20 protein-coding genes are annotated in these 19,098 nt (G+C 46.9%); 3 read left to right on the top strand and 17 right to left on the bottom strand.

Annotation, left to right across the window (positions count from 1 at the left end; all coding sequences use genetic code 11):
* Nucleotides 1-66: 66 nt before the first annotated feature.
* The 8 genes from MKX46_RS24330 to hemE form a co-directional block, all read right to left on the bottom strand.
* Complete coding sequence (locus MKX46_RS24330) at nucleotides 67-645, bottom strand: TetR/AcrR family transcriptional regulator (protein ID WP_029516696.1); 579 nt, start codon at nucleotides 643-645, stop codon at nucleotides 67-69.
* An 82-nt stretch (nucleotides 646-727) separates the two neighbouring features.
* The gene (locus MKX46_RS24325; RefSeq protein WP_341071882.1) at nucleotides 728-1,534 is read right to left on the bottom strand and encodes a DUF92 domain-containing protein; all 807 of its coding nucleotides are present in this window, start codon (nucleotides 1,532-1,534) and stop codon (nucleotides 728-730) included.
* Nucleotides 1,535-1,702: 168 nt separating this feature from the next.
* On the bottom strand, nucleotides 1,703-2,326 hold the full coding sequence (locus tag MKX46_RS24320; protein ID WP_340931881.1) for a fumarylacetoacetate hydrolase family protein: 624 nt from the start codon (nucleotides 2,324-2,326) through the stop codon (nucleotides 1,703-1,705).
* Nucleotides 2,327-2,364: 38 nt separating this feature from the next.
* The gene (locus MKX46_RS24315; RefSeq protein ID WP_341071881.1) at nucleotides 2,365-3,135 is read right to left on the bottom strand and encodes a glycerophosphodiester phosphodiesterase; all 771 of its coding nucleotides are present in this window, start codon (nucleotides 3,133-3,135) and stop codon (nucleotides 2,365-2,367) included.
* Between the two features lie 82 nt (nucleotides 3,136-3,217).
* Nucleotides 3,218-4,699: a CapA family protein gene (locus tag MKX46_RS24310; protein ID WP_341071880.1), complete on the bottom strand. Its 1,482-nt coding sequence runs from the start codon at nucleotides 4,697-4,699 to the stop codon at nucleotides 3,218-3,220.
* Between the two features lie 137 nt (nucleotides 4,700-4,836).
* Nucleotides 4,837-6,282, bottom strand: a complete 1,446-nt coding sequence (gene hemG / locus MKX46_RS24305; protein WP_341071879.1) for a protoporphyrinogen oxidase — start codon at nucleotides 6,280-6,282, stop codon at nucleotides 4,837-4,839.
* 7 nt (nucleotides 6,283-6,289) lie between these two features.
* Complete coding sequence (gene hemH, locus MKX46_RS24300; protein ID WP_029516690.1) at nucleotides 6,290-7,231, bottom strand: ferrochelatase; 942 nt, start codon at nucleotides 7,229-7,231, stop codon at nucleotides 6,290-6,292.
* A gap of 31 nt (nucleotides 7,232-7,262) precedes the next feature.
* Nucleotides 7,263-8,309, bottom strand: a complete 1,047-nt coding sequence (gene hemE, locus MKX46_RS24295; RefSeq protein ID WP_029516689.1) for a uroporphyrinogen decarboxylase — start codon at nucleotides 8,307-8,309, stop codon at nucleotides 7,263-7,265.
* A 235-nt stretch (nucleotides 8,310-8,544) separates the two neighbouring features.
* On the opposite strand from hemE, the gene MKX46_RS24290 reads away from it, so the two are divergent.
* A complete protein-coding gene (locus tag MKX46_RS24290; RefSeq protein WP_029516688.1) occupies nucleotides 8,545-9,765 on the top strand; it encodes an MFS transporter in 1,221 nt (406 codons plus the stop codon).
* Between the two features lie 112 nt (nucleotides 9,766-9,877).
* Here MKX46_RS24290 and MKX46_RS24285 read toward each other — a convergent pair whose 3' ends face one another.
* Nucleotides 9,878-10,522, bottom strand: a complete 645-nt coding sequence (locus MKX46_RS24285; protein WP_340884995.1) for an O-methyltransferase — start codon at nucleotides 10,520-10,522, stop codon at nucleotides 9,878-9,880.
* A 157-nt stretch (nucleotides 10,523-10,679) separates the two neighbouring features.
* On the opposite strand from MKX46_RS24285, the gene MKX46_RS24280 reads away from it, so the two are divergent.
* Nucleotides 10,680-11,840, top strand: a complete 1,161-nt coding sequence (locus tag MKX46_RS24280; protein ID WP_023987994.1) for a THUMP domain-containing class I SAM-dependent RNA methyltransferase — start codon at nucleotides 10,680-10,682, stop codon at nucleotides 11,838-11,840.
* 188 nt (nucleotides 11,841-12,028) lie between these two features.
* The gene (locus MKX46_RS24275) at nucleotides 12,029-14,011 is read left to right on the top strand and encodes an LTA synthase family protein (protein WP_069011070.1); all 1,983 of its coding nucleotides are present in this window, start codon (nucleotides 12,029-12,031) and stop codon (nucleotides 14,009-14,011) included.
* Between the two features lie 199 nt (nucleotides 14,012-14,210).
* Here MKX46_RS24275 and MKX46_RS24270 read toward each other — a convergent pair whose 3' ends face one another.
* The 8 genes from MKX46_RS24270 to MKX46_RS24235 all read right to left on the bottom strand — a co-directional run bounded on the left by MKX46_RS24270 (nucleotide 14,211) and on the right by MKX46_RS24235 (nucleotide 19,090).
* Complete coding sequence (locus tag MKX46_RS24270; RefSeq protein WP_023987992.1) at nucleotides 14,211-14,480, bottom strand: hypothetical protein; 270 nt, start codon at nucleotides 14,478-14,480, stop codon at nucleotides 14,211-14,213.
* A gap of 94 nt (nucleotides 14,481-14,574) precedes the next feature.
* Nucleotides 14,575-14,796, bottom strand: coding sequence for a DUF1450 domain-containing protein (locus tag MKX46_RS24265; protein WP_007429791.1), 222 nt, complete (start codon nucleotides 14,794-14,796; stop codon nucleotides 14,575-14,577).
* A gap of 23 nt (nucleotides 14,797-14,819) precedes the next feature.
* Nucleotides 14,820-15,122, bottom strand: coding sequence for a heme biosynthesis protein HemY (locus MKX46_RS24260; RefSeq protein WP_013370462.1), 303 nt, complete (start codon nucleotides 15,120-15,122; stop codon nucleotides 14,820-14,822).
* 140 nt (nucleotides 15,123-15,262) lie between these two features.
* Nucleotides 15,263-15,529, bottom strand: a complete 267-nt coding sequence (locus MKX46_RS24255; RefSeq protein WP_069011069.1) for a hypothetical protein — start codon at nucleotides 15,527-15,529, stop codon at nucleotides 15,263-15,265.
* A 136-nt stretch (nucleotides 15,530-15,665) separates the two neighbouring features.
* The gene (locus tag MKX46_RS24250) at nucleotides 15,666-16,886 is read right to left on the bottom strand and encodes a M14 family metallopeptidase (RefSeq protein WP_039269978.1); all 1,221 of its coding nucleotides are present in this window, start codon (nucleotides 16,884-16,886) and stop codon (nucleotides 15,666-15,668) included.
* A 117-nt stretch (nucleotides 16,887-17,003) separates the two neighbouring features.
* Entirely contained in the window at nucleotides 17,004-17,813 is an 810-nt protein-coding gene (gene racE, locus MKX46_RS24245; protein WP_069011068.1) for a glutamate racemase, read from the bottom strand.
* A 209-nt stretch (nucleotides 17,814-18,022) separates the two neighbouring features.
* The gene (locus MKX46_RS24240) at nucleotides 18,023-18,346 is read right to left on the bottom strand and encodes a YtxH domain-containing protein (RefSeq protein WP_318626741.1); all 324 of its coding nucleotides are present in this window, start codon (nucleotides 18,344-18,346) and stop codon (nucleotides 18,023-18,025) included.
* 96 nt (nucleotides 18,347-18,442) lie between these two features.
* The gene (locus MKX46_RS24235) at nucleotides 18,443-19,090 is read right to left on the bottom strand and encodes a helix-turn-helix transcriptional regulator (protein ID WP_029516682.1); all 648 of its coding nucleotides are present in this window, start codon (nucleotides 19,088-19,090) and stop codon (nucleotides 18,443-18,445) included.
* Nucleotides 19,091-19,098 lie beyond the last annotated feature (8 nt).

Below are 19,098 nucleotides of genomic sequence, written 5' to 3'. Positions count from 1 at the left end.
ACACAGCCAATGATTAAAAAAACCGTTATCTGAATGAATTCAGTACGGTTTCTTAGCAATAAGATGTCAGGATTTTTGTATTCCGGCTTTACAGCCATGCATAAATAAGTTCGCTGCTAGTTCAGCCGTCTGATCCACGTCACATTCTCGGAAATCTTTATTTAATAAAATATCCATTTTTAGGCGCTCCAACATCCCAATGAATGCCTTCGCATGAAACTCGGACTGCTGTACACCCTCTGACGCCAGTTTATTTTTGACCAAATCAGTATAGTCCTGAATAAATCCCCGCATAAACTCCATTAGATCGGGGTCACTGTTGGGGGTCATAAAAAATAATTTCGTATGCTGCTTGCGCTTGAAATAGTAGTGCAGATGCAAATTTGCCATCCGCAGCAGACCTTCTCCCAAAGTACGATTGATTAATGCGCCTTGCATTTCGGCTAGGTATTGCTCGCAATCTCTACGTGTGACTGCTGTAAATAGCTGCTCTTTGCTTTTAAAGTACAAGTATACTGTGCCTTTGGCAACTCCCGCTTGTTCTGCAATCTCGGAAATTTTGCTTTCATAAAAGCCTTTGGTGCCAAAGACTGTGTAAGCGGCGTCCAAAATGGCTTCATATTTATCTCCGTGTATATCGCCCATCTTAGCACCTCCTTATACAAGGATCGAAACACCGTCAATTCTTATAATAATTATTCCCTTGTAACGATCCCCAGCTCCGTGTTCAGAGTATAAGAAAAATACCTGCAAGAGCGACCAATCCTCCGAAAATAGAACTAATGCTATTCACCCGATCATTACTCATCCAACGCCAGCCTCGTACATAGACCGTCGTTTGTCCACAATGTGAGTCTACTTCTACTTCCCGTCCACAAACCGTGCAGGAACGCATCATTTGCACCGTAGCACCAAGATAGGAATCAGCAAAGGCTCCAGCACTACCGGATATACCTCCAACCAGTGCCCACAGCCATAACGGCAAACTCTGCGTTCCTATGGCGTGTCCAAAGCCCCATGCACCTATGCCAATCAGTAGACCCCCAGCCAAGGCCGCAGCCGTTCCCAATACAGATACTCCTCCTGAGGTTCCAGGTGCCAGCACCTTCCCGTTAAGCACTGAACGGGGTGGCTTACGACTCAGACTGCCAAATTCCGTTGCCCACGTATCGGAAGTGACCGTAGCCATGACACCGACAAAAGCCAGCTGCCACGTAACATGGGGCCATATCGCATAACCCAGGCATAACAGCATACCTAATCCCCCATTAGCCCATACTTGGCCTGCATCCCGGTTGCCGGTTTTGGCATACGACTTTTCCAGCTCAGCCTTGCGCTCCTTTTTGAACCTCGACAGGAGGGTTGACGTGATAAAGAACAAGAGCAATGTGCCGAACCAGAACAGGTTACCCGCCCCATAATATATGGTTCCCATCAGTACAGCCGCAGCAAAGCCAGATAAGGTTAAGGATTTTTTATAAAATGCAGCTCCCGCCACCACAGCAGCACAAAGCAATCCGATGATCCAGTCCATGATATACCCCCGCTTTTGAAATGAATCTCCGTTTTTCTTTATTCGTTCTGTATATTATTGTACAACGCTCCACGCTTATATAAAAGCCGTGTCCCATGCTTTGGCACAGGACACGGCCTTCAAAACATTCCCTTTTTTAATCCTCTTCTGTGGATTCCGTTCACAAATTTATGCGATGGTGAAGCTTCCCTGACGCTCACTCCCCCAGAAAAGCTCAAAGCGATCCCCGCTTGCTGTAGGCCCTACTCCTGCTGGAGTACCTGTAAAAATAATATCTCCCTCGCCCAGTCCATAATGAGTCGCTATATAGTCAACGATGTGCTGGATAGAAAAAATCATATTTTTGACATGTCCACGCTGCACTTCCTGTCCATTTTTGAGCAAGGAAAAATCCTGCAGCTCCAGCATGTCCAATTGTTCTAAAGGCAGGAATGGTGTCACAGGAGCAGACGATTTAAAGCCTTTAGCGGCGGTCCATGGATGGCCTTTTTTCTTGAGAACACTTTGTACATCACGCAGGGTAAAATCGATGCCGAATGCAAATGCGTTCAGACACGTATCTGCGGACATGCCCGGTTCGTATTTACGTCCTACAGCTACAACCAGCTCAGTCTCAAAATGAATATCTCCCTGCCCCTGCGGAAGCTCCAGCGTGGCGCCATCCAGCGGCACAACCGCATGAGACGGCTTCAAAAAAATCATTGGTTCTGCGGGAACCTCATTACCCAGCTCCTCCGCATGCAGTTTATAATTGCGCCCAACACAGTAAACATTACGAATTTCCACGTTCATTACGACCCTTCACCCTTCCCGCGTATGTAGTCCAATTATTAACGTATAAGTTTACGTATATAGTGCCACATCCGATGCTTGGAAAGCAAAAAAACCCGTTCCCAGCGATCCGGCCAATTGGTGCAAATCATCAATTCAGGATGCAATGAGGCCAATTTCCGCATTATACGGCGGTCATCCACCGTCCACGCCATGACAGTAATACCGCGTCCAGTGAGATCTTTCATCAAGTTTCGATCCAAACGCGGATAGCCTATAGATAAAAAAGTGCATTGTAGCTGTTCCAGTTGCTTTGCCAAGTCATCTGGACGCGCATCAATAATCAATCCGGTACGGATCTCAGGACACAGCTCCTTAGCCCGGCGTAATGCAGCACGCTCAAAAGAGGTTAATACCACCTCTCCCTCCATCCCTCTCATCGCAATTTCACGGAGTACGGCTTTCTCCAGTCCTGGATACATATCTCCCGCTGTTTTAAGCTCAATATTGAGCGATACGCGGCCACGACATAAATCCAGCACCTGTGCGAGGGAGGGGATTATTTCTCCACGGTATTCTGCACTTTTCCAGCTACCAGCATCAAGTTGTTGCAATGCTTTCCAGTCCGAATCCTTTACTCCCCCTGTACCATTCGTCGTTCGCTCCAGCGTAAAATCATGAATTACCACCGGAACACCGTCCTTTGACAGCTGTACATCCAGCTCAATCCAGTGTACAAATGGTTGCTCCAACGCAAGCTGAAAGGCTGCCATCGTGTTCTCAGGAGCAATCCCCGAAAAACCGCGGTGAGCCACACACAAATTATTCATCTTGTTATGACCTCCATCCACAAAGGAGTCCCTCATACGATCATTCCGGAAATTCCTATATTAACAATTTCTTTCGAAATTCCTATTGAGCACTTACTGTACCATCCGTCCCAATCGAGACATTTCCCGGTGACAGTGCCGCCACTCTCTGCAAAATTTTGCTGGCCTCCGTATCCTTCAATGGGATCGGCTGACCCAGCTCCGCCCGATAAGGAGTCAGCTTCATCTCGCAAGCCCCTTTACGGGTACAGGTTGCCTGAAATATCGCTGTATCCCAAGTGGCTGGCACCGTTGATTTAGAAAAAATAAAATTGCCTGTGCTGTATGCGATCCATTTACCTTTATATTGCTCCATCCCTTGAAGCACATGTGGATGACCGCCAATAACAAGATCAGCTCCAGCATCAATAAAAGCGTGCGATAACTCGGTTTGATGGGGCTCAAGTGCAGTTGCGCGCTCCTTCCCCCAATGGGTAATGACAATCACCAGATCGGCCTGCATTCGTGCCTCACGGATAGACTTTACGATAGCGGTCGAATCATAGGCTCCTGCTACACCGGGCAGTTTGGCGCCCGCATTCCAGTTGGCTTCAGGCATAACACGTGTAGTCCCCAACAAGGCAATTTTGATCGCTTTACGTTCAAAATAATGCGGTGCATATGCTTCTTTTGCATTACGTCCGGCTCCAGCATGGGCTATGCCCTTTTCATCCAGGTATTTCAGTGTATCCAGTAATCCGCCTGTGCCCTGATCCAAAATGTGATTGTTGGCCAAATTGACAGCGTCTATCCCTGCCGCAGCCAACGCAGTTAACGCTTTGGGCGAAGATTTATACACATACGTTTTATTTAACGCACCAACACCATTCGTTGTCACGGGCGTTTCCAGATTGGCAATCGTCAGATCGTCTTTATGAAACAAGTTTCCGAGATATTGATACGGAAAATCAAACCCATTCTGCTCCAAACGCTGCTCAACTTTACCGGAAAACTGCACATCCCCTACAAAGTGAAGCGTGACTGTCGGAGAGTCTGCACCGTCTGTTTTGGATTTCTTTATATCCTCCGTTCCTCCCTTATCGGTGGATGGATTACCGTCGTATATATCCTTATTGGACGTATCGTTCTGTGCTTGCCCGTCTTTCCCCGAGGACAATTTTGCTCCTGTGGAACTGCCTTCGGGAGCATTTGTGTCAGACGTTGTCGCGGGACGATTGCTTGTGTCTGAAGCAGCAGATTGCTTTGTTTCATCGTCGACAAATTTATTTTCTGCATGGGGGCCTTCATCCAGCTGTTTATTTGACAAGGCTGTAACATTTTCACTGACCGAGGGAGTAGACCGATCTGCACTAGCAGATCCTGTTTGGATTTTCTTCTCCGTTTGCGAATACCCGGCATTTTCCGCAAGAGAGCCACTGTTGTCGTGTTCAAATATGTAATAATAACCGAAAAGACCTACAATCATAAGCAGTAGGACCAGATTTGTAATGATCCAAGCCTTGCCTATTTTTGGTTTTCTTGCTTTTTTGCGACCTTCATTTCGCTGTGATCTGGGAGGGTACATTCTTCACTCCTTCTATGCTATTGCATTTGCATAACTTCTTTATTAGCTGGCGAACTTTACACCTTCTCCATTATATATCAAATTTCAATATAAATAGAACCCCTCGCCTGGATCGCGAAGGGTTCATTATCGAACATTTACACCTGTACCTTGACTGCTTCCTGTTGTGTCGTTTGGACGGCATTGGAGGCCCATTCCTTAGCCTGACGGATGCAATCCGGTAAGCCAATTGCATCATAGCCAGCGCCCAACACATACACTCCCGGCATCTCAGTGCGTAACTCTTCACGCAAATCAGCTATAGCCTGCGGGTGCCCTACCGGATATTGCGGCATGGAATTGCGAAGACGTGTAATTTCCGTGAACAACGGAGTCGCTGTAACTCCCATCATCTCTTTCAGATCCTTACGTACCAGTCCAATCAACTCATCATCCGGTAACTCTACAGTGTCTTCAGCTCCTGCTCGCCCTACATAACAGCGCAACAGCACCTTATCATCTGGGCTGGTATGAAGCCACTTGGCAGACGTCCATGTACAAGCGGTCACGCTGCGTCCTTCTTTACGAGGAACCAGAAAACCAGAACCGTCAAAGACGTTCTCAATATCTGTTTTATCGAAGGCTAGGACCACGTTTGCTACGGAGACGTAATTAACAGCTTCCAGTGCAGCCACATTGACATGATCTCGCAATAGCGGCGCAGCAGCAAAGTTGGGAGTCGTTACAAAAATATCATCCGCCTCCAGCATCTCTCCATTGTCCAGCATAACGCGATATGGGCTGCCTTCACTTTGCGGTGTCTTTGTGAATTTTGTAACAGCAATACCGGTGCGTAAATCACAGTCATACAAATCATTCAGTAACGCATGCACCAAACTTTGCAAGCCTTGACGGAAGGTCAAAAAGGCGCTTTTTTTCGTACCCGTATGTGTTTCAGCTGGTTTTCGACCTGTCATCATTCCGTGAATGAGACTTCCGTATTGCTTCTCTACCTCAGCAAATTGTGGGAAGGTCGCTTGCAAACTTAGTGTCTTCATGTTGGCAGCATAAATCCCTGCCAGTAGTGGTTCGGTTACATTTTCTAGCACTTCTTTGCCAAGTCGGCGTTCAATAAAATCACCCAACGCCTCATCTCCCGGTACACGGCGAGGCGGAATGACAAAATCCATCATAGCCCGCATTTTCCCGCCTAAAGAGATCAAGCCGCTGCGCAAAAAGGGTTTCAGCTCCGTTGGAATCCCCAGCACCAGTCCAGGGGGCATCGGATGAAGCTGTCCTTCATGCAAAATGTATGTCTTTTTAGCCTCAGGATTCGTGCTCACCAGTTCATGATCCAACTCCAGCTCTTTTGCCAGGTCTATCATGGCCGTTTTACGGGCCAGAAAGGAATCTGGCCCTTTTTCAATCACAAAACCATCTTTATGCAGTGTTTCAATTTTTCCGCCCAGCACGGATGCTTTCTCCACCAGCGTAATTCGAGGTGTGTAGCCAGCTTCTTTGTACATTTTTCGTGTATAAAAAGCAGTGCTAAGCCCGGTCAAGCCTCCGCCTACAATTACAATATTACGTAACCTTTGCTCCATTATGTCCTCATCCCTTTTTCCATTGGTCTATGATGACATCACTAAGCGTCTCCATATACAGTGGATCACTGTTGAGTGAATCAATACGCTGAAAACGCATATCCAATTCCTTCGCCAAAGCCTGTGCTTCAATATCCAGATCGTATAACACCTCTAAGTGATCAGAAACAAAGCCAACTGGTGCAGCCAGCACATACTCCACTTGCTCCTCTTTAAGACTGTGCATGGTATCCAAAATGTCTGGCCCCAGCCATGGTTCTGCTGTACGACCGGCGCTTTGCCACGTAAACTGCCAGTTGGTAATCCCCGCCTTGTCCGCAACAGCCTGCGAAGTAGCCATTAATTGCTCTACATAAGGATCACCCATAGCCAAAATCCGCTCAGGCAAGCTGTGCGCACTAAATAGAACACGAACCTCATCCCGCTTGGCTCCAGCTTCTTCAAAAAGCGCCAGCTTGGCGTTCACACGCTCAGTTAGCGTCTTAATCAACTTTGGATGAAGATAATAGCTCTCCACAAATGATATGGCCAGATCCAGTTCCTGTGCCTTAGCCTGTGCGCGCTTAATATAAGTGCCTACACTCATAACGGAATAATGCGGAGCCAGCACGACACCCACCGCAGCACGAATGCCATCTTGCACCATGGCTTCCACACCGTCCTCAATAAACGGTTTCGCATGTTTGAGTCCCTGATAACAGGCAAATTCAATGTCCGGGTTGCGATTTTCCCGATTTAGGGTTTCCTGCAGGTTTTGAACCTGCCGATCCGTATTCTGACGCAGCGGAAACACACCGCCCACAATAGCTTCATAACGATCCTTTAATTCCTTTAGCTGCTCCGGCGAGGGAGCATTACCGCGACGGATATGTGTATAGTAGGCTTCCACCTGATCCAGACTTTCTGGCGTCCCGTAGGACATAACCAGTACACCCACTTTGGTTTTCATTAGCAGATCACCTCTTAACATTTCTAATGGTTTAATTCTTTGACAAAATCGAGTGGGAATACTCATGTACATAATCAGTAAGCTCTCTTAGCTTATCTAGCGAGGCTTCAGGAAATAAACCGTGACCGAGATTGAAAATGTAACCCGGCTCCAAGATACCTTCATCTACAATGGTTTTCGCATACTGCTTGATAACATCGATTGGCGCAGTAAGCACATAAGGATCCAGATTTCCCTGTACACCAAAACCGTTGCCCAAGCGACGACGTCCTTCAGGTATACTTACCCGCCAGTCCAGTCCAATCACATCGGCTTTTAACCCATTCAAGTGTGGGAGCAATTCACCAGAGCTTACGCCCGGAAAATAAATTTTAGGTACATCCAGATCAGATAATTCATGAAAAATACGTGTGATAGTCGGCAGCACAAAAGTTTGAAAATCATAGGGCGAGAGCGCACCTACCCAACTATCAAACAATTGAAAAGCCTTACCGCCATTAGCGATATGAGCTCGCACGTATGTAATAACCATGTCCCCTAGCTTATCCATCAGGCGATGCCACAACTCAGGCTCTCCATACATCATCGCTTTGGTGCGAATATATCCTTTGGAGGGTCTTCCTTCTATTAAATAGCTTGCAATGGTAAAAGGCGCTCCAGCGAACGTAATCAATGGCACGTTCAGTTCACGGTCCAAAATGCGGATCGTTTCCAAAATATGACCCAAATCGCGTTCCACATCAATTGGACGCAACTTGTCTACGTCTGCAGCTGACCGGATCGGATTATCAATAACCGGTCCAATATTTTTGACAATATCAAAATCAACCCCTAGCGAGGCCACCGGATTCATAATATCAGAATATAAAATTGCAGCGTCCACCCCGAGCTTGCGCACGGGCATTAAAGTCACTTCTGCGGCCAACTCGGGCTGGCGGCATATCTCAAGCAACGTGTATTTTTCTTTAATTTTGCGATACTCAGGGTCATACCTTCCGGCCTGCCGCATGTACCATACGGGAATATGATCCACAGCTTGCTTGCGGCAAGCGCGGATAAAAGTATCATTGTAGGTCATGACTTCAGCCTCCAGTTCGAATCATAAATACTATATTTTAATTATGCCCTTTTTCAAGAGTCGTAACAACCGTAGCTCTCGAACAAACCATGACAAACCCATGACATTTGGATAAAGTTTCAATGAAGTGTGCTATACTAGAGAAATGGCTTTTTTTAAAGCTCCGGAGAAGTTATGCGTTGATACGTAGGATTTACAACAGGATGAGAATGGGCAGAAAGGAAGTGAAAGCACATTGAAAACGTGGGAGACGTGGAAAATCAATCTCATTGTGCTTTGGTTCGGTCAGTTTCTGGTCAATGCGGGTATTACGATGATTACTCCGTTCCTCGCCCTGTATCTGGCTCAGGACCTTCATGTGAAGGGAGAGCACGATATTGGTCTATGGGCTGGAGTTATTTTTGCCGCTAACTTTTTGACCTCATTTATGTTCCAGCCTTTGTGGGGCAAGCTGGCTGACCGATATGGACGTAAAGTCATGCTGCTTCGCTCAGGCTTTGGTATGGCTTTGGTCATCGGATGTATGGGTTTGGTCACCCATCCGTGGCAACTGCTGGCGCTTCGCCTGCTGAACGGTACGATTTCGGGTTTCAATCCGGCATCGATTTCCCTAGTATCGGGCACCACTCCCAAAGAGCGAACCGGATTCGCTATGGGGATTATGCAATCCGGTCAGATGGCCGGCACGATTCTCGGTCCTCTGCTAGGCGGATTTTTGGCTGATTGGGTCGGATTCAGACCGATCTTTTATATTACAGGCGCTCTGATTTTTATAGCCTCGCTCATTGCAATGTTTCTGGTTAAAGAAAATTTCAGTAAAGCGGAAGCCGCACGCACACCGCAAATTTCGGTTCTTGCCGGATTAAAGGAGCTAAGCCATACGCCCCAGCTTCCGGCTTTGTTCACCGTAACGTTTCTGCTCCAATTTGCCATGATCAGTACGGTATCTCTGCTGCCGTTATATGTGCAAAAACTATATGGGTCGGCAGAAGGAATTGCACTGATTGCCGGGTTCGTTACAGCTATAACAGGCGTATCCAATATGATTGCTGCACCACTCCTTGGAAGATTGAGTGACAAGATAGGAGCGCACAAGATCTTGACCATTGCACTGCTCGGAACGGCGGTTATGCTCATTCCGCAGGCTTTTGTCAATGAAGTGTGGCAACTTGTCATTATCCGTTTTTTCATGGGTGTATTTATGGGCGGTCTGCTACCAAGCGTAAATGCGCTGATTCGCACGTATACACCGGAAGGAATGGAAAGTCGTTCTTTCGGCTTCAATACCAGCTCGCTGGCGCTTGGGAATATGCTGGGTGCTGTCATTGGCGGGGTGCTATCCGGGTTTATCGGCATCGAAGGACTGTTTATCATGTCAGGTGTCCTGTTAATCGTCAACATATTCTGGGTACGCATGAAGCTTTTTGATCGTAAGGCTACGCCTGATTTCAGGTAAGAAACCTTCAGGTAAGACAAGCCCACCTTAACAGACAAGAACCTCCTTGCCCACGCTATAGTGGACAAGGAGGTTCTTTTTTGTATAGATAGCTATACATGGGGAATGAACGCTATTTAACTCGAGCTAGCGCCAATCCATCGTAAGCTGGCAAAAGCGTGCTGACCAGCCGCGGATCTGTTGCTATCGTTTCGTTAAAACGTCTCACGGCCTGAACGGCAGGGCCGTTCTTATCCGTATTCAGCGTCCGTCCGCGAAGGAAACAGTTGTCTCCCGCAATAATGGCACCTGGATTCGCCAGAGCAATCGCATATTCCAGATATACTGGGTAATTTTCCTTATCTGCATCAATGAAGAAAAAATCGAAAGTTCTTCCCTCTTCCTGAAGTTCTTTCAAGCTGTCCGCTGCGGGTCCAATACGATATTCGACACGGTCACCGTATCCATTGTTTTCCATATGTCGATGTGCCAGCGCTGCGTACGCTTCTTTCAGCTCCAGTGACACAATACGGCCCTTTTCTCCCAGCCCACGGGCCAGACATAATCCACTGTAGCCGCCTAATACGCCGATTTCCAGTACATGCTGTGCGCCAGATACTTCAATTAGAAAGGTCAACAGTTTTCCATAAGGATGGGCAACGGATACTTCCGGCATACCTTCTTTAACGATAGCCTCCCTAATACTGCGAAGTGCTTCATCCTCTTGTACCAGCTGGTCTACATATTGTTCAGGCGTCATATTGGGTGTAATTTCCACGGTTCATCTCTCCTTATTACTTAATCATAACGCAGGTAGGACGTGGTGTCCTTCGTAAATTTTTTACCTTAATGATTTGTCTCTTCGAGTACAATGACCTATACTATAGGGATTGAACCAAGCTTACATGATTATGGGGACGGAGTGAATACGTTTAATGACTCAACTGCAACTAATTGCGACTGCGCCAATGGGACTTGAGGCCGTCGTGGCCCGAGAACTCAGAGAACTCGGGTACGAAGATCTAACCGTCGAAAACGGCCGCGTCGTTTTTACCGGAGATTATATGGATATATGCCGGTGTAACCTGTGGCTTCGCACATCAGACCGCGTACTTATTAAAATGGGTGAATTTGCTGCAACAACCTTCGATGAGCTGTTCGAGGGTACCAAAGCATTACCCTGGCAGGATTGGATTCCTGTAGATGGTGAATTCCCCGTAGAGGGACGTTCGCACAAATCACAGCTTAGTAGCGTACCAGCCAGTCAAGGAATCGTCAAGAAGGCGATTGTAGAGAAGCTCAAGGAAACCTACCACACAGATTGGTTTGCTGAAGATGGCCCTCGTTACGTCATTGAGGTCATTCTATTGAATGATCGTGCGTTGCTGACGCTTGATACAACCGGTCCAGGACTGCACAAACGCGGCTACCGTAAGCTCGTTACAGAGGCGCCCCTCAAAGAAACGATGGCTTCTGCTCTTATTCAGCTTAGTCGCTGGAGCCCGGACCGCCCCTTCTATGACCCATGCTGCGGTTCCGGTACTTTATTGGTCGAAGCTGCCATGCAAGCCTGGAATATTGCGCCAGGACTGAGACGTACCTTTAACTCGGAAGACTGGCCTGTCATTGGCAGAGAATTATGGGATCAGGCTCGCGACGAGGCGATGGATTTGACCCGCGATGACATTCCTTTTGAAATTGCAGGTAGCGATATCGATCCAAATGCCATACAAGTTGCTGAGGCAGCTGTAAAAGCAGCAGGCTTTGCTAAAGACATCCCTCTTAAGGTGATGCCTGTAACTAAAGTCAGACTCGAAGGACAATATGGTGTGATGATTACAAACCCACCTTATGGCGAGAGACTGAGCGAACAATCCGAGGTGGAAAAGCTGATCCGTTCACTCGCACGCACGGCAGCCGAAATGAAGACCTGGTCCTTCTTTGCCATCAGCTCCACCAAGCAATTTGAGCATTATTGGGGCCGTAAAGCAGACAAGCGCCGGAAGTTGTTTAACGGCCGGATCGAATGCCAATACTATCAGTATCTAGGCCCTCTGCCTCCGCGCCGCAAAGATACTTCGCCGTTGCAGCCTTAAATAAGATGAAGCCTAGGCCAGGAAACGAACTCTCCGTTCGTTGTTCTGGCCTGATTTGTGCTGTATTTTCTTTACTTAATCATTGAAATGCGCGAGATGAGCGCTATAATAATTAAAGGCATTTCGGTTTTAACATTACGTTAATATGTAATTTATACTAGCCGAACATTTCTGCCAGAGGGGGTAAAGTGTTGGTTATTCGCACGTCCAGTGCAAGTCGCACTGGTAACACGTTCAGCAGAATGCTGCTGTCTCGATATTTTGGACTAGGTCTGTTTTTTGTGCTTATGATCGGCAAGCTCGTACTGATTCACTATAACTTGCATGCCCAAAATATTGACATGAATCCGCTGGATTATGTCATCGCTATTGGTTCGCTTTTACTTGTGAGCTTCTGGACCTTATGGCTGCCACGTCGCGGACGTTTGATTGCTCTTGTGGTGCTCGATATGTTGCTCACCGCGCTCATTTATTCCGACATGGTTTATTATCGGTATTTCCAGGATTTCATTACGATTCCCGTCTTACTTCAAGCTGGACAAGTTGATTCTCTAGGCGGAAGTATCGCATCCCTTATGTACTGGGGGGACATTCTCTTTTTTGCAGACTGGATTCTATTCATTCCGTATGTCATATTTGTGGCTTCCTTACGACGTCGATTTACCACGAATGATACTTATTTAAAAGCATCCCGAAGCTCCTACACAAAGAGGTTCCTGCTTCGCTTCTCTAAAGGAGCATTGGCCTTCCTGATTGGCTATGTATTAACATTTGGGCCGATCAAATATTATACCTCCACGTGGGCAACTGGCATATTTGTCGGCAACTGGTGGTCGATGGCCTTGTACAATGTAACAGGGTTGATCGGATTTCATGGATATGACATCTACCGCTATGGTCAGGATCACCTTGGTCCTCAGCCTACATTGGCTCAAGCGGAATCCGATAAGGATAAGGAATGGTTTAATCAGCACCAAAAGTTGCTTCAGGTAAAAAATGATCTATCTGGCAAGTATAAGGGCAAAAACGTGATGGTCATTCAAGCTGAAGCGTTCATGAACTTTTTTATCGGCAAACAGATCAACGGTGCAGCGATTACGCCTAACTTTGACAAACTGACGAAGGAAAGCATGTATTTCAACAATTATTTTCACCAGACTGCGCAGGGCCGTACTTCGGACGCGGACTTCTCTACACATGCTTCGCTGCATCCGCTCCCTACAGGCTCTGTATTTATCCGTTATGCGGACCATAAATTCGATACGCTACCTTCCATTTTGAAGGATACTGGATATAGTCCCAATGCGTTTCACGTGTATGACAGCAGCTTCTGGAACCGCTACACTATGTATAAGGCAATGAACTATGACAAGTTCTACAGTAAAAAAGATTTTAAAATTGATGAGCCATTGGGCTGGTCCCTGGGAGACAAATCCTTTTTCCGTCAAACGCTCAATGATCTCACTACCGAAGTTAAGCAGCCGTTCTATGCCTATATGGTCGGTATCTCGAGCCATCATCCGTACAACCTGTCACCTGACGCGGTAGATTTAGACGTTGGCGAGTTTGAAGGTACCATGTTCGGAGACTATCTAAAATCTGTCCATTATGTAGATGAAGCACTAGGCGAATTGGTAGATCAGATGAAGAAAGACGGACTGTGGGATGATACGATCCTGATGTTTTATGGGGATCATGATAATTCTATTAAAGACAAAGCACTGTATGAGAAATTTTTAGGCAAGCCACTTACGGATCTGGACATGCAGAAAATCATGAATCAGGTGCCATTGCTTGTGCATCTTCCTGACGGAAGTCAGGCGGGCACGTATACAGAACCGGCAGGTCAGTTGGATCTGACTCCTTCCGTAATGCACCTACTTGGGATTTCTACAAAACCATATCATTTTATGGGAAACGATCTGTTTAGCGGGAAGCCTCGTATGGTTGTGCTACGTACTGGTGCTTTCACGGATGGACGAGTGTACTACATTCCATCTGAGGACGGTACATTCTCCAAAGGGACCTGTTACAACCTGAGTACAGGCCAGCCTACAGACGTAAACGCCTGCGGACCGGGATATACCGAAGCTCTCAATCGGTTGAACATATCCGATCAGGTTATCACATACGATCTTATTCGCGAATGGGAACCACAAACAAAGAAGTAACTCCTTCTGTATCTGTATCTAATAGACTTTATGTGGGAGGTTGCTGATATAGCATCTTCCCAAACCCCTTTAACGATGTCGCCGCATAACTACTCTGTATATAACAAAAAAGCACGATCCATCGGCTTGTAAGTGCTGTGGATCGTGCTTTTTTATGGATTGTCACTCGACTGCGCTCGTTGTTACCAGTCACAAATGCTTAGGAACGCAACGTTTTTTTGGCCTGTTCAAGCCGTTGTACCTCTTCACCAAGCATATCCTCCGCAACTTCTACTGAGTCGTCACCAAGGCTATCCTTCGCCTGCTGTATGGCATGTTCAGCATGAGTGCGAGACTGCTCCGCCTGTTCAATCAGTTGCTCAGCTGGATGTGACAATGCCTGAGAGACGGCATTGTGGAGCCTGTCCACCGAGTTTTGTGTTTGAGCCTCAACACTGTGATTGTCGAGATTGGAATCATATTGGGCCATGAGTCACTCCTCCTTCTGGGCAGTGGTCTACATCCATTAGCATGGATCAGAAGAAGGGGAACTATTCAAAAATTGCGAATGCTGCGTACTGGAACTATTTGATAAAGCGCGCAGCCTTCTCCAATACTTCATCCTCCGTAGCCGCACTCACATAACGTCCGTTCACATACACAAACGCCCGTTTCCCACAAGGACCGCAATACGATTTGCAGCCGATTTTGATCTCGGCATCTGGTGCCATCTTTTGCAACTTGGGCAAGATTGTTTTCAAGCGAATATGATTGCATTCATCACATACGCGAATATCGTTGGCCATCTGTCATCCCTCCGAGCTCCGGCTTAGTGGTCGCCGTGATTACCTTGGGAAGGGTTAGTAATGACAAATCCTTCTTCGGGGAAGTACAAGTAATCAATTTTCACACCATCCAGCAGCGGCTGGCCGCTTTCCAAAATTACGTCAATGCCTTTATCTGTAGATACGACAGTATCTGTTTCTTTAGGCGTGTCCAAATCCAGCCCGTAATGAGCATGATCTCCATGAGCATGAGTAATAACAACGCGCAGGCTCTTCCCTTGGTTCTCTTCCTTATCCAGTTCAAGTTTCAATACTTTAGCTGCGTTACGAGTAATTTTGCAGTTCATCAAACTTCATCTCCTTCATATTCATTAAATGAAATGTGGTTTATTGGATAAATCACAATTATGTTTAGCATAGCAAAAGGCAATATTCCTATTGTAAAGAAAATCGCGAAAAATCGCAATCACGAAATTCATAAGCTTATCTACCGAACACGTACATGTTGCTTTTCAAGCACATCTGGATATTTTCGTTCGGCACGGGTGACAAACCAATTCATAAGCAATAGCGTAACACCAATATCGTCGATGGGCATAAATGGCATGACATCAGGTAATACCCAATAGAGCAACACAGGCACCGCAAAGAGTAATTTTTCTCCCAGCGGAATCCTTGATGAAGTAATCAATCGGGGCATACGACGAAATACATGTGACCATTGACGGAGAGTTAGTAATCTTTTCCACTTCATAGGTTGTTCACTCCATTTCCAATGCTCCTAAGTATATATACCCCATTGAAGGGACATGTAAAGAGGAACACTTATAAAAAACGTGTTCCTCCTAATACGTGCAAGTGATTCGATACGTTTCAGTAGGCCGAATTTTTTACCATGACAGCACTGTTGCCATTAACATGCCCACTTCTGCTGCAATATCATCGTAATCACGCATGGGCAGCGGATTTACGCCTAGACCGACTTCAACGGTAAACCCCGGTTTACCAAATCGCTGTATAAACCAATCCTTGTACCCTGCATCGCTCCCACCCAGCTTTACCGCCCGGTAACCTGTTGCGGCAGCTAGCCGTAAGGCCCAATCTCGGCTCTCCTTAGGCTCTAGATCCCGATAATTCCAATAGATCTCCTGTCCCTGACTGTGTATGGATAACACCATGTCGAACTGTTCGCGCTCCGTTAGATCGGCAAGCGCCTTAGACTCCGGTTCAGACAAAGGTGCAGGCCCTGCATAGTCTCGTCGAGACGGACCTGTTTTACCGCGTCTGCGCACCTCTTCTTCCCAATATGCCGGAAATTGATCGTTGAGGTCGACACCACGAATATTCGCCTTCCAACCGCGATAATCAGCACGTCCTTCATTCCACTTTTTGAGGTCATGATACAACGGATGAGTTGGGAGTATACCTTGTTGCACCAGCTCTACCCCATCCGGGTTGACCATCGGAACCACCCATAAGGATGTATGCTCCAGCAAATCCCGCGGAGAACCTCCATACACCCATTGAGTGGCCCCTACATGTTCTTCAGTCCCACCGATCCCTTGTGCATATTGCTCTATAAAACGCAGCAAACAAGGCGTCGTCAGCCATTCATTAGCATGAACTGAAGCATTGGCGTGAATTTTACGCGTTCCCTGCCCAATACGTACATAAGGAATATCCTTCCCCATGACACTGGTTCCAATGCTGCCAACTTCAATAAACGGATATCTGCGGGCCAAGGCCGCTAGGTCTTCCTTTAAATCTTCATATCCATACTCTCCACGTAATCGTACAATCTGATCCTGATGGTCTTCAGGAATAACAATAGTTTTTCCTTCCATAAAATCATGCTCCGCAAGTCCGGGGTTGGCTAGCCGTAACTCATTAAGCTCCACACCAAACTGCTTGGCAATCTGTCTTGCATACTCACCAGGCTGAATAACGTATTTACGATCCGTAGACGGACGAATATATAACACTTGACCACTAATCAGATAGGGTTGCGTGGCGGCCCACGGATTATCTACGATTAAAGTATCCGCCGATAGTTTAAAAGCCGAGGCGACCCGGTGCAATGTATCTCCTTTTTGAACGATATATTCCCTCATCTTCTACGCCCCTTCCATCTGCCTTACTGCATGTTATGCAAACGCGGCGTGTCTTGATGTAGCGAAAAGCAAAACAGCCGACTTCTTTTGTCCAATGACAAAAAGTCGGCTGTCTCGTTAATCCAAATTGGTGACTTGCCAGACGACAGGCGTTTGGCGAATTTGCTCCCCGAGCCACTGTGCGGCAATGCGCTGGAACAATTCAGGATCGCCGGAACAAAAAAGCTGATGTACCGGGGTTTCGTCCCCAGCTTCCAACTTGTCTTTGTTATACAAAATGGTACTCGTCTCACGCGCCGTTTCATCTGCCGAGCTAATGAGCTTTACTGCAGGCCCCATGACTTCTTGAATCGTTTCCTTCAAAAAAGGATAATGCGTACAACCAAGAATCAGACAATCAATCGGATACGTTTGAATAGGTCTCAATGTCTCCTCCACAACCTGCGATGTCGTCTTAGAGCGAAATAACCCTTGCTCCACCAATGGAACAAGCGCAGGACACGCATGGCTCACCACGTCTACGTAAGGAGACAATTGCTTGAGCGCAGCTGTATACGCTCCGCTTCGAATCGTACCGACAGTCCCAATCACCCCGACATGCCCGGTAGCAGTCGCGCTAATCGCAGCACGAGCCCCGGGGTGAATGACTCCGATCACCGGAATGGATACCTTTTGGCTAATATAGTCCAATGCCGCGGCAGTAGCCGTGTTACAAGCAATAATAATGACTTTCGGATCAAATTGAATCAGAAAATCAACCATTTGCTCTGTAAATTTTTTAACCTCTTCCGATGGTCGGGGGCCATACGGAGTGCGCGCAGTGTCTCCAAAATAAATGATTTTTTCCCGTGGAAGCTGACGCATGACTTCTTTAACAACCGTCAAACCTCCTACACCGGAATCCAATATTGCAATCGCTTGCTGCACGTACACACCGCTTCCTTTTTTTGTTCAAATATGAGTTGTTTCATCTCGGAAAGCTATCCGTTGCTACATACCTTATGTCGTATCAGTGTAAAAGGTACCCCAAAAGATTACCCTAAAACGAGGAAGTGATCAATAAAAAGGCTCCATCCCAACGGGAGAAGCCACGAATTCAAACTGTATTCAGTGTTTCACCTATTTTTTACAGACCGTTACAGCGTATCTTTTTCCGTATCTTCTTGAGCAGTCGCTGATGAAATACTAACCTCAGGAATCATTTCACCTTTTTTACGCCATTGCCCAATTTCATGAATGACGGCTGAGGCTGTCTCCTTAATTTTGTCAGTATACTCAATTGAGGTGTCTGAAATTTTCCCCGCTAGCTCCTGTCCCTTATCACTTACGTTGCGCGCCTGATCTGTAATATTCTGACGCAGCTCACGACCTGACTTAGGGGCAAATAATAAAGCAGCAACCGAACCAACAATGCTGCCTGCCAACGCGCCTCGGATAAAACTTTTGCAGTTCTCCTTCATCATCATCTCTCCCTTGTGCCCGGGCGAATGCCCATCTGTTAGTGCATTATAAGCATGGGGAGCTTGTCATGATACAGAAAACAAGCCTGAAAAGTTTTACTTTTTTTTAGAGCGGATACGATACAGGCAGCAACGGCCCCCATCTGCCAAACAATCCTCACGAACAACCTCGGCATCAAGTAGCTCCTCAAACATTTGCTGCTCGCATTCACAAGCCTTGCGGTAACGGCCTGCAATTTGAGAGATAGGACAATTGTATTCCACAATAGAGTAGCTACCATCCTCTTCCTCGCGCCACTCTGCCATATATCCGGAAGCATTCTGGATGCCCGAAAGCTTTTCCACACGTGAAGCCAGTGTAGTCTCCCCCTCTATATGAGGGGCGTAACGCTTCATCATTTTACGTTTTCTACCATCAAACAGCGAGTAAACAGCTTCCATTCCCTGTTCTTCATCGAGTTCCTCTAACAGTTCCAGTAACAAATGATCATAATTACGTGGAAACTGCTCGCTTCCCTGCTCGCTCAGGCTGTACAAAAACGTCGGGCGTCCCATCGCCTGTCTCACGATTGTAGCCACGATCAGGCCATCCTGCTCCATCAATTTGAGATGCCTACGCACTCCCATTTCGGTAATGCCTAATTGAGCTGCCAAGCTTCCGACGCCCACAGGTCCCTGGGTTTTCAATAGTGTCATGATCATGCGCCTAGTGGGCATTTCGGGTACGATATACTTATCCGTCACTTTTGCCT

Source organism: Paenibacillus sp. FSL P4-0113 (genome assembly GCF_038009305.1).
In the GTDB taxonomy this organism is placed as follows: domain Bacteria; phylum Bacillota; class Bacilli; order Paenibacillales; family Paenibacillaceae; genus Paenibacillus; species Paenibacillus polymyxa_D.
Note: the sequence above shows the minus strand (reverse complement) of the source record. Positions and strands in the feature narration are given on the sequence as shown.